General features: G+C 28.6%; 9 protein-coding genes, 1 tRNA gene, 1 other RNA gene and 1 pseudogene. All 12 read left to right on the forward strand.

Features of this window, described 5'->3' with window-relative positions:
* Nucleotides 1–128: 128 nt before the first annotated feature.
* Nucleotides 129–203 (forward strand) — tRNA-Thr (locus ACI48P_RS21795).
* A gap of 282 nt (nt 204–485) precedes the next feature.
* Complete coding sequence (locus ACI48P_RS21800; protein WP_475219590.1) at nt 486–3,242, forward strand: cell wall-binding repeat-containing protein; 2,757 nt, start codon at nt 486–488, stop codon at nt 3,240–3,242.
* Nucleotides 3,243–3,619: 377 nt separating this feature from the next.
* A complete protein-coding gene (gltS, locus tag ACI48P_RS21805) occupies nt 3,620–4,882 on the forward strand; it encodes a sodium/glutamate symporter (RefSeq protein WP_475219591.1) in 1,263 nt (420 codons plus the stop codon).
* A 126-nt stretch (nt 4,883–5,008) separates the two neighbouring features.
* Nucleotides 5,009–5,632: a HutD family protein gene (locus ACI48P_RS21810; RefSeq protein ID WP_475219593.1), complete on the forward strand. Its 624-nt coding sequence runs from the start codon at nt 5,009–5,011 to the stop codon at nt 5,630–5,632.
* A 149-nt stretch (nt 5,633–5,781) separates the two neighbouring features.
* A complete protein-coding gene (gene rbr / locus ACI48P_RS21815) occupies nt 5,782–6,375 on the forward strand; it encodes a rubrerythrin (protein ID WP_475219595.1) in 594 nt (197 codons plus the stop codon).
* A 259-nt stretch (nt 6,376–6,634) separates the two neighbouring features.
* Nucleotides 6,635–8,398: a hypothetical protein gene (locus ACI48P_RS21820; protein WP_475219597.1), complete on the forward strand. Its 1,764-nt coding sequence runs from the start codon at nt 6,635–6,637 to the stop codon at nt 8,396–8,398.
* Nucleotides 8,399–8,577: 179 nt separating this feature from the next.
* Nucleotides 8,578–10,080 carry a putative bifunctional diguanylate cyclase/phosphodiesterase gene (locus ACI48P_RS21825; RefSeq protein ID WP_475219599.1) on the forward strand — a complete coding sequence of 501 codons (1,503 nt, stop codon included), beginning with the start codon at nt 8,578–8,580 and terminating at the stop codon, nt 10,078–10,080.
* A 42-nt stretch (nt 10,081–10,122) separates the two neighbouring features.
* Nucleotides 10,123–10,466, forward strand: an RNA gene (gene rnpB / locus ACI48P_RS21830) — RNase P RNA component class A.
* Between the two features lie 238 nt (nt 10,467–10,704).
* Nucleotides 10,705–11,250 (forward strand): TasA family protein, encoded by a 546-nt coding sequence (locus ACI48P_RS21835; RefSeq protein WP_475219601.1) that lies wholly within the window; start codon nt 10,705–10,707, stop codon nt 11,248–11,250.
* A gap of 12 nt (nt 11,251–11,262) precedes the next feature.
* Entirely contained in the window at nt 11,263–11,769 is a 507-nt protein-coding gene (locus ACI48P_RS21840) for a hypothetical protein (protein WP_475219603.1), read from the forward strand.
* Nucleotides 11,770–11,930: 161 nt separating this feature from the next.
* A complete protein-coding gene (locus tag ACI48P_RS21845; RefSeq protein ID WP_475219605.1) occupies nt 11,931–12,440 on the forward strand; it encodes a hypothetical protein in 510 nt (169 codons plus the stop codon).
* Between the two features lie 144 nt (nt 12,441–12,584).
* Nucleotides 12,585–12,785 (forward strand): annotated as a pseudogene (locus ACI48P_RS21850) (sugar phosphate nucleotidyltransferase); the annotation flags it as partial.
* Nucleotides 12,786–12,899: the final 114 nt, after the last annotated feature.

The raw sequence follows: 12,899 nt of genomic DNA on the forward strand, positions 1-12,899 counted from the left end.
GTCGAAGGTGTAAGTGCAGTAATGTATTTAGCTTATCGATACTAATAGGTCGAGGACTTGACCAACTAAAATGATGAAAATTAGTTAAATGATATGCAGTTTTTAGAGTATTAACTCCAAAAACATATGCTGGTGTGGCTCAACGGTAGAGCAGCTGACTTGTAATCAGCAGGTTGTAGGTTCGATTCCTATCACCAGCTCCAATTAAGACTATGTATTTTATACATAGTCTTTTTTTGCGTATAAAGAAATTATAATGACTCACAATCTGTGTATAACTCATGCAATCAAGTGATACAAATGCACCAATCATAAGCAAAATAAAATCGCAGACGTAGTCGCTCAAGCGAAGCGAATTTTTTATGATCTAAAATCTATTTAAATATGTGAAAAAATGATAAAATAATATGTGACATATAAAAAATATATATTAGGGAGAAATTTAAAAATATTTATTAAGCAAAAGACATTTAAGGAGAGTAGACATGAAAAAAATATTAGTAATACTACTAACTGTAGTTATATCAATGGGGAATATATCTACAAATGTTGCTTATGCAAGCACAGAGACGAGATTCTATGGATACACAGATATTGAGCTAAATCAAAGCTACAACTTTACAAAATATCCATATAGTTCAAACAAAGTAAAATTTGAAGTACCAAAAAAAGGATATATAACAATAAAGTCATCAAAACCAACATATAAAGATGGTAGCTTTGCCAATATATATATTGGTTTATATAATAAAAATAATGATAGAGTAAAAAACATAAACACAAGAGATTTTGATTATATTATGAAATCTCAAAATTCTTTTAAAATAGGGATAGAGCCAGGCACTTACTATTTAGATATGTATACAACAGGAGAAAGTGAGGAATATCCATTTTCTATAGATTATCAAATAGACTTCACTGCTGATGAGTATTATGAAACTGAGCCTAATGATAATTATCCAAAGGGAACAGCTACACTTATGACTTTAGAACAAGAATATAGAGGGGTACTAGATTTAGATACAGATTGGGATGTATTTAAATTATCAGTAGATAAATTCACAAAAGTACAGCTTAGATTAAAATATGATAAAACAAACATTACGAATCCTAATGAAATATTCTTCTTAGAACATTCAACTCCAAATGGATTAGTGCAAACCTTCAATAGTCTTGGAATGAAATCAGACAATGGGTGGCTGACATACATCCTATATTTAAAAGAAGGTGAAAACTACATCAAACTTAATCATAATGAAAAATTAGTAGAGTACTCAGTAAAATTAGAAGAAAAAACTAATAATAAGCCTGAAATAATAGCACAAGACGCTACTTATACAGTAGGAGAATATGAATATAGTATTGATGTTATAGGGGACTTATTAAAAAAAGTGCAAGCAGTAGATGCTGAAGATGGAGATATATCAAAAAAAGTAAAAGTAATAGAAGATAATATAAATGTTAATGTAGCAGGAGAATACAAAGTAGTATTACAAGTTGAAGATAGTGATAAAAACAAAACTACAAAAGAAATAAAGGTAATAATTAAAGAAGCTCCTGTAGTACCAATAATAGAAATAAAAGATAAGTATTTATTAAAAGCAATAAATCAACAGCTTGGTAGAGGATATACAGAAGAAAAAGTTAACCAAAAAGACTTAGAATCTCTAAGGGCATTAACTGATGATAAAGGAGAGATTTCAGATTTAACTGGTCTTGAATATGCGAAAAATCTAGAGACATTAAGAATAACAGATGCAAAGATTATAGATATAAAGCCAGTAGCAAATCTTAAGAAGCTATTAGTATTAGACTTAGGACACAACAATATAAAAAATATTGAACCCATATCACAATTAACATTAGAAAGTCTACGTCTAAGCTATAATCAAATAGAAGATATATCACCTCTTGTAAGTTGTGATACAATATATGATTTACAACTAAACTTTAATAATATAAAAGATATTTCTGCGCTTTCACAAATGGATAACTTAGATACTGTAGAGCTAACGAATAATCAGATAACAGATCTAACTCCAATAAGTCAAACAAAACTGACATATGCAAGATTATCTGATCAAAGTATAAACTTAGGAGAAATAAAAACAAAAGATAAAGAAATAATAATTTCGTTACCAAAGGTTTATAACATAAAGGGGCAACAGCTAAAACCTTATGTAAATAATAGCTCTAATGTACAAATAGTAGGTGATATACTTAAGTATACCAACAATGGTAAAAATACAAATCTACAAATAAACTACTCAGACACAGTTCAAGTAGGAAATAATACAGATATAAAGTATAACTTAGAAGTTAAGCAATCTATATTAGTGACTGTAATAGAGACGAAATTAGTAGGAGATACAAGATATCAAACAGCAATAAAAGTATCCAACAGAGGATGGGAAAATAATAGTGCCCAAAATGTTGTACTAGTAAATTCATCAGCAATAGTAGATGCTCTAAGTGCTACACCATTTGCTAAACAGGAAAATGCACCAATACTTCTAACAGAAAAAGATAACCTAACAGGAGAGACTTTACATGAAATACAAAGAATATCTCCTAAAAGAGTATATATTATAGGTGGAGTAGGTGTAGTATCTAAAAATGTGGAAAATAAACTTAAGTCATATGGATATGATGTAGAAAGAATATCAGGAGATACTAGATTTGAAACATCTTTAGCAATAGCTAAAAAAATAAAAAACGTATCTCAAATAGCAGTAGTAAATGGAGAGACTGGGTTACCAGATGCAGTAAGCATAGCACCAGTAGCGGCAGATAAAAATATGCCTATAGTACTAGCATCACCTAGAGATGGGGTATCAGTATTTAAAGACTATATAAAAGAAAATAAAATAAATAAGGCTTATATAATAGGTGGAGAAAGAGCAATATCACAAACTGTAGCCTCGAGTCTTCCAAACCCAGAGAGACTAGGTGGAAATAATAGAAGTGAAACTAATGCACTTATTATTGACAAGTTTTATACCAATAAGGAGCTTAAAAATATATTCGTAGCTAAGGATGGTATAGAAAATCAAAATGGTCTTATAGATGCATTAGCAGTTGGAGTGCTAGCATCTAAAGAAAGTTCACCGGTAGTTATAGTAGGTAAAAGCTTAGATCAAAGTCAGAGGAATGTACTTCTGAAAAAAGAACCTAGAGAAATAACGCAAATAGGTGGTAATGGAAATGAAAATGCATATAGCCAGATAATAAGTCTATATTAATAATATAAGGGTCAATCAGCGAATAATTTTTAACTGCTCGCTGATTGACCCTTTTTATACTGTATTTTCTTAAGTATTTTTGCTTATTTTTTAGACAGTATTTTTAATTTATTTTATTTTTACATGTAAGGAATTTGAAATAAATTAGAATGTATATAAGGAAGTTAGAGCTAATATATATTTTTAGGATGTAGAAAAAATATATATTATCAATGGAAATTATTAAAAATTGTAATGGGTTAATAATATATAGGATTATCTGTAGAAGCCTTGAATAATAAGAAGGGAATAAATGATATTTAGAGAACTAGTCTAAGTGACAATAAAATATGTAGCTAATTTAAGTGAGTTTAATGAAAAGACAAAGGAGGACAGGGATGAGTTTTGAATTTGTTGAGGGGCTAATGACATTAAATTTAGACATGATAGCTACTGTAGCCTTGGCCAGTTTATTATTGTTATTTGGAAATTTTATAAGAAGAAAGGTAAAAATATTAGAAAAGATATGCATACCAGGTCCTGTAATAGGAGGACTGCTTGCAGCAATAATTGTACTAATCTTAAAAACTAGCAATATATTAAGCATTTCAATGGACACAACTTTACAATCACCATTCATGATAGCATTTTTTACAACAATCGGCCTTGGAGCAAGTTTCGCTTTACTTAAAAAAGGAGGAAAATTATTAATAGTATACTGGTTGTTATGTGGTGTACTAGCAATATCTCAAAATTTAATAGGAGTTTTAGGAGCAAAAGTAACAAACATCGATCCACTAATAGGTTTAATGTGTGGAGCTATATCTATGGAAGGTGGGCATGCTGCAGCTTCATCTTTTGGAATGACTATAGAAGGACTAGGAGTTAATGGAGCGGTTACTATAGGTATGGCAGCAGCAACCTTTGGGGTGATGTGTGGTGGTCTTGTAGGAGGACCAGTATCTAGGTACTTAATAGATAGGTACAATCTAAAACCAACAGAAGAAAATAATAATAGTCTATATTCAAATGACATAGACAGTAATGGGGGAGTATCTGTAGAGGAAATAGCAGGTATAAAATTGAGTGAATCATTTAATGCAAATACTATGATTGTTCAAATTGCAGTTATATCAAGTTGTATGACTATTGGTACATTACTTGGAACATGGTTCTCAAATATTACAGGAGTGGTGCTTCCAGGCTATGTAGGGGCTATGTTTGTGGCAGTAATATTTAGAAATATAAATGATAAGTTTAAAATTGTAAACCTAGATTTATATTCAATAGATATCATAAGCAATGTATGTTTAGGAATATTTTTAACTATGGCACTTATGACTATAAAGTTGTGGGAACTAGCAGGACTTGCTGGTCCTATGATAGTAATAGTTGTAATTCAAGTTTTATTTATAATATTGTTTGGAATATTTGTTGCCTTTAAAGTTTTAGGGAAGGACTTTGATGCTGCGATTATGGTAGCTGGTATGTTAGGGCATGGATTAGGAGCTACACCAAATGCTTTAGCAAACATAAACTCAGTTACATCAAAGTATGGTAATTCTACAAAAGCATTTTTAATAGTTCCACTGGTAGGAGCATTTTTAATAGATTTAATAGGTATACCAACAATAGTTACATTTATAAACTTATTTAGTTAAAAAGGTAAATTAAAGCATAAAGCAATAAAAATAGAATAAGTAGTTGATATCGTCTCATACTTTTTAAGGATTGAAAACTTATCATTATATAAAGTATTAGAAATAAGTTTAAAGGGGGAAAAAATTATGGCTTACAATATAAAAATAATAAGAAAAAATGGACAGAAAACTACCACTTGGTCTGGTGGTACTACTACTCAGTTATATATTTATCCAGAAGATAGTGTTTATAGTGAGCTTAATTTTAAATATAGAATAAGTTCAGCTATGGTTTTAGTTGAAGAATCTACCTTTACTCATTTACCAGGAATTGATAGAAAGATAATGATTTTAGATGGTGAGCTTTTACTTAAACATGAGGATGAGTATAGTATTAATTTATGCAGATTTGAAAAAGACAGCTTTAGAGGTGATTTTAATACTAAAAGTTATGGAAAAGTTAGAGACTTTAATCTTATGACAAATGATGACTGTGAAGGAGATATAAGCCATATAAATATAAAACCTGATGCATTTAAAAAGTTTAAAATAGAAAATATAAAAGATAGCTATAATAATGTATCTCGTGTATATTATTTTTTAAATGGAGATATAGATATAGAATTTTCTAGTGATTTTAAAGAAAAAGTTCATGAGGGCGATTTATTAATTATAACAAGAGATAGAAATGATAAAGATGAAACTTTATACATTTATAGCGATAATAAAGAAGAGTTAGATATTATTGAAAGTATTATTTACTACAAATAAATAGATTTAAGCTAAGTCCCCCAACAGGATATAAAAAGTATATATCCTATTGGGGGATTTTACTAAATAATAAATATAAAGTGATTATGGAATTAAATGATGAAAGTTAGGAGATAGTATTAATAAATTATATTTAGAGAGGGAAAAATATGAATTTATTAAAAGATAGTAAAACAAAAGAAAATCTAATGAGAGCTTTTGCAGGAGAAAGCCAAGCTAGAAATAGATATACATTTGGAGCTAGCCAAGCAAAACAACAAAAGTTAGCATTAATAGAACAAGCATTTACATATACAGCAGATCAAGAAAAAGCTCATGCAAAAGTATTTTACAATCACTTAAAAGAACTTTCAGGAGAAACGATACATATAGAAGGAAGCTATCCAATAGTTATATATGATAGTATGGCTAAAATTTTGAGAGAAGCACAACATGCTGAATATGAAGAATGGGATGATGTGTATAAAAGCTTTGCTAAAATAGCTAAAGAAGAAGGATTTAATGCAGTTGCTTATAGCTTTGAGCAAATAGCATTAATAGAAAAAACTCATGGTGATAGATTTGGAAAATATGCAGATAAGATAGAAGATGGCACATTATTTAGAAGTAATAAAGAAGAAGAATGGATTTGCTTAAACTGTGGGCATATTCATAATGGAACTGAAGCACCTAAAGCTTGCCCGGTATGTAATCATCCTCAAGGATATTTTATATTATATTCTGATTCACCATTCTCATGTTAGAATCATAATGAAAATATAGGAAAAAGTTATAGCTAGTATAACAATTTTGGTATTAGATAATATTCAAAAATTGATATATAATAAAATTATAAGTTTCAGCGCGAAGTACATATTCGTTTACTCGTTATGAAATATTATAATACATTACTTTTGCCGAAAGAAATTATCTGCTTAGATAAAGTTCTTTCGGACTTTTTTTATGTCAAAAAGAATGGTAAAATTAAAGAGATAAATTTAATTGTAAAGGGTAGATGGGGTTATGAGTAATGTATTTGACATGTTAGAAAAAGCTAAGGAATTTCACAAAGAGATTAATGGAGATGAAAAAGCGAAAAGAGATTGTAGAAGCTACATAGCAAATAATATAGCTTATTTTTATAAAGAAGCATCTACAACACAATTTATAGAACTAATTAACATTTACAAAGATTGTTTTAAAGATAGAGAGAGTAATATAGTAGACATACTAAAAAGTAAGAATATACCTTATATATTAGCAGATATTGACTACCAAGAAGAAATAACAATAGAAAAAATAAAGGAATTAGCAAGAGAATCTTATGATGAGGATAATTTAGTTGATTCACTAGAATATATTAAATTGTTATATCATAAATATGATGTTGATTTGGAAATATGTATATTAAAGGGTGATATATTAAGGAAATTAGGTATACATAATGGAGCTGTAGAGGCATATAGAGATGCAAAATCATATAAAAGTTTAGATTTTACAGCTAATTCTAGAATAGCTACAACTTATTTAGGTAAATACAAAAAAGAATTATTAATAGTATCTACATTAATTATTGTATTAGTAGTAGGTCAGTTTATATTATTTGATAAAGGGATTATACCATCTAAAATATATGATTTTACAGCTATAGTCACTGGTGGACCATATATTACAGAGGGAGAAAATCGAATAATAATACCTGTTGATAGTACATCAAATATAGATATAGAATATAAGGTTATGCCTTTTTATGGGTATGAAGGACAAATAAGCTATAAAGTAGAAGATGAAAATATAGCTACTTTAGACCAAGATAACAATCTTAGTGGTATATCAGAAGGAGCTACAAGTTTATCTATATTAAGAGATGAGCAAGTTATACATAATTACGATATAATAGTGGCAAAACCAAAGGTAGAACATATTGACTTATCTATGGATGAAGAAATAAGCCAAGTAGGCGATAGTGGAAAAATAGATGTAAAAGTTACGAGGAACTATGATTTTGATATAGAAAATGAAATAGATTTTAAAAGTACAAATACGAGAGTGTTAGTAGTTGATAAAGATGGCTTAGTGGAAGTAGTAGGTGCAGGGAAGGCTTCCGTAGTAGCAACTTGTGAAGACATTAAAGCAGAAGAGGAGTTTATAATAAACCTTGTAGTTGAAGAAATAAAGGTAGAATACGATATAGACTTGGATGTGGATGAAGAGCACAAGTTAAAAGTAGAGGTTATTACTAATTCTGAAGATAATAAATATAAGCCTAAAGTTATGTTTAGCTTAGAAGAGTTAGAAGATGGTGGTGACCCTATAATAAGTATGGACAGCAATGGTAAGATTAAAGGCTTAAGAGAAGGCACTCAGATTGTTAAGATAAGCTGTGGAAACTTAGAAAAAAGTGTTATAGTTACTGTTAATCCTAAAAAAATCACAGATACTAAAGTAGAAAACCTTAAATCATCATATGAAATAGAAGAGCATTTTCTTAATATAGAGCTTACTTGGGATTCGATAGGTATAAGTGGACCTTATGAATATCAAGTATATTCAAAATTTAAGGGCGAAGATACATTCAATAAACTAGGTGCTGTCAGTGGAAATAGTAATAGTTATAGAATAAAATATGACCTAAGCAATTTTGACGGTGATGGTAATGTTGAGATTTATGTTATAGGAAGTAGTCCTGATGGTGAAAGCAAAAAGAGTAATATAGAAAGTATCAAATTTACTTATAAAAATCCAAATAATAATAAAAAGGCTATAGATACTGTGAAAAAACAGTAATCTATAGCTTTTTTTTACATATAAACAGCCTATATTCGTGTAAATGGATTTTTAATAATAAAATATTACTATATAAAAGGGATACTATATGTAAATGATGTATTTAATATAGAGTTAAATAATAAGCTATTAAAATTATTTACTATATAGAAGGATATAATTAATATTGTGGAGGAAATATGAGGTATGGAATAAGTAAAAGATTTATATCCGTAATTTCTGTAGTGCTTTTAGTGGGGTTACTTTCAAATATGAGTCAGTTAAATAAAGACAATATTATTATAGAAGATAAAATCGAAAAATTATATATTTCTATAGATGTAGCAATTATTTTAGGTATTGTATTCATTGTAATAATAGCATTAATATTAATACACAAAAAAAGAAGTGATGAAGAAATAGATCATTTAGCTTTTGTAGATGAGGTAACTGGTAGCAGAAACTTTAGTAAGTTTATTATGGATGGAAATAAAATATTAGAAAATAAGAAAAATAAAAACTTTGCCATTGTATATTTTGATATTGATTACTTTGAAATAATCAATGAAACCTTTGGTGATCCATTTGGAGAAATTGTGCTTTGGGAGATTGGACAAATACTAGAAGATACTTTACCGCGAGATTCTATTTATACAAGATGTTATAGAGATAATTTTATATATTTAACAAGGTATAAAAAAAATAAGGATGAAGTTATAAAATTAGTGGAATCTGTTACAGGTAAGATTGCTCAAATTGGAGTTGGGAATAAAGAAGGAATTAATATTTCTGTAGTATCAGGTATACATTATGAATATAGTGAGCAAATTAGTTTTACCTCTAAGATAAATAAAGCTAATTTAGCAAGAATTGCAATTAAAGATAATAAGACTTTAAAATATAATGTATTTTCTGAAGAGCTAAGGAAGAAACAGGTAGATGAATTAAGTATTAGTGAAGATATAAAATCAGCAGTAAAGAACAATAAATTTGAAGTATATTATCAGCCCAAGATAGATGCAATCAGTGAAAGGATAGTTGGATGTGAAGCTTTGGTAAGGTGGAAAGATAAAAAAGGAAAGTTTATTAGTCCAGCATATTTTATACCGATAGCAGAAAAAAATGGCTTAATAGAAATTATAGATAGATGGGTATTTAGAAAAGTTTGTAGTGATATTAAGCAATGGAAAGAACATGGTATCAAAATAATACCTATATCTATTAATCTATCAATAATTAACTTGTATAACGTAGATTTGGTAGAATCAATGGAAAGATATATAGAAGAGTTTGAAGTTGATCCAAGTTTATTAGAAATAGAAATAACAGAAACGGTAGTAACAAAGGATATGGAATTTATAGCAAATAAGATTTTAGATATAAAGAAATTAGGAATAAAGGTTTCTATGGATGACTTTGGAACAGGAAATTCATCACTAGCAAATTTAAGTACATTACCTATTGATACCATTAAATTGGATAAATCTTTTATAGTAGATATAGAAGAAAATGAAAAGAGTAGAAGTATTGTTAGATCTATAGTATATCTAGCTAAAACTTTAAATCTTAATGTGGTTGCAGAGGGGGTAGAAAATAAACCTCAATGTGATTATTTAAAAACTTTAGGTTGTGATACTATTCAGGGCTACTATTATGCAATGCCAATGGATAAAGAAAAACTACAAAAAAAATTTTTGACATAAATAAAAACATATGATAATATAGATGAAGTCAATTGAATATATTAAGTAAGTCAGATAATCGCGGGCAGTCATTTGACTGCGTGAGGAAAGTCGGAGCTCCATAGAGCAAGGGTGCTAGGTAACGCCTAGTGGGAGCGATCCTAAGGAAAGTGCAACAGAAAATAACCGCCTTCTTTTGAAGGTAAGGATGAAAAGGCGAGGTAAGAGCTCACCAGAGATTAGGAGACTAGTCTGCTGTGTAAACCCCACCCGGAGCAAGACCAAGATAGGATTAAAGAGTGCTGCTCGTACTCTCCGGTAGGTAGGTCGCTTGAGCCTATTGGTGACAATAGGCCTAGAAAGATGATTATCGAATACAGAACTCCGCTTATAGATTTGCTTATTATAATAGACGTAAAACACTAGCTTATAGCTAGTGTTTTTTTACGCTTAAGGATATTATAATACTTCGCATTATGTGGATGACTTATCAACCTAAGTAATATCAATAAACTGGTTTGAAGCGAATTTTTTATTTAATTTCGTAAATATTGGTATAAAACCATATATTATTGGAAATAGATTTTACAGTAATAGTATATATATGCTATTAACTACAAATCTACAATAAACAAGGAAGGTACAATGGGAAAAAGGAAAAAGAGCTATATATTATTAGGAATAACAATGATTTTAGGAGGAACTGCTTTAGGAACTAAAGCTTGGTTAAGTGATAGTAAAAAGATTGAAAGTGATTTAATAATCACCACAGGTACATTTAATCTTTTGGTTGATGATTCAGCAAAGTGGTCAGTAGTAAACAACACAGATACAGAGATAAACAATATGCCAGCAAATAATGGATTCACCAATGTCAGGCCAGGAGATATTTTTAAAAAGACTTTTAAAATAACTAATACAGGAAGCTTAAAACAAAAACTAACAGTTGCAGAAGAAAGCTTTAGTATAAAAGATACAAATCATGATTACACATCTCTAATTAGTATTTCACATAATGCACAAGAAAATCTAGACAATAAAATAATTGAACCAGGAACAAGCAAAAATTTTGATATAATAGTCAAAACAAATCCAGATAATATGATTAAAGATGAGCATGAAGATATGAATATAAATCTTAAGGATATAGTAAATCCCATAACGATTGAGGGAACTCAAATAAATAAGTAAAGAGAGAATAATATGAGAAATAAACTTATTACACTAATGATATCACTAATTCTTGGTTTTTCATCAAGTATAGTAAGTTATGCTTACTTTATAAACAAAGTACAAGCTACTACCGACTTGGAAATAACTACTGGAACCTTTGGCGTTGAGGTAGGTGAAGGTATAAATACAACTTTAATGCCTGGAGAATCGAGTGAATATAAGTACTTTGATATTTTAAACAAAGGTAGCCTCAATCAAAATATTAAGATAAACTTTAATAAGTTAAACCAAGATACAGATGAATTATGCAGAGATATTATTTATGCATTACAGTTAAAAAATACTGATGGAGAATATTATACAGTAATAGAATCAGATTTAAATACATTAGAAAACACAGTCTTAGATTATCGAATAAATAGTAACAGTAGCATTTCATTCAGATCAAAAGTAATTATCTTAGAGAATAAATATATAAATGAATCTAAAAATATTAATCTTAGAATTAATATAACAGCAAATCAAATAAATCAATAAGCTTAAATACAAGTCAAATAAATCAATGAGTTTAAGAGGTAATAAATAACAGAAAAAGTAATTTCAATCAGAGTGTAACTTTAATAATAGAAAGTAACTTATAAAAATATAAGAAATAAAAAAATTATTAAAAAATATATTAAAAATATATAGAGGTTATAATGAATACTAAGGCAATAATAATCGGAACATGCTTAGGTATACTATTTAGCTTAGCAAGCTATAGCAATGCATACTTTGTAGATTATACATATCAGGATAATATTATAAAGATAGAACCACCTCCAGTAGAAGAACCGAAACATAAATTTGAAACAATAGCAGACATAGAAGGAGATACTTTTAATAATATAATGCTATATATGAACGGGCATATTAATGTAGATAGTAAGTTTTACTTTGATATAAATAATAAATATGGAGTATTTGAAAATAAGTTATTCATATCTGTACATAACACTAGTAATCAAAGCGTAAACATTAGATTAACAAAAGGTGATGATTTTGAATTAAATGATTTTAATACAGAATTTCCAACAAACAATAAATTAGATGTGATTATTACTTATAGAGAAAATAAAGAAATTTATAAGAAGGATTATACAATAGAGTTTATAAAAGATAACGATAATCCAAATATATTAAAGGTGTATTTTTATGAAATAAACTAATTATAGGGTAGTTATAATAGGAAGATATTGCTTATATATTAACACATTATTAGACGATTTGTGTTATAATTTCATAGTAAACAAATGAAATTGTAAATATAGAGAATGATATTAATATAGACATAAATATTTGGAGGAATAAAAATGACAGTAAGAAAAGCCATAATACCAGCGGCAGGACTTGGGACAAGATTTTTACCAGCTACCAAATCTCAACCAAAAGAAATGCTGCCAATAGTAGATAAGCCAACACTTCAATATATTATAGAAGAGGCAATAGAAAGTGGAATAGAAGAAATACTAATAATAACTGGAAGAAATAAAAAATCTATAGAAGACCATTTTGGTGTGACTTGTTGGTAGACAAAAGTAAGCGTGGGTTTACTACAAAACTACCCTAGTAATTAATTTTAATTACTAGAACTGATATTACGAAAGGTAGAATGATAGGGTAACGCC

It is taken from the genome of Romboutsia sp. LXY-2, from assembly GCF_056171995.1.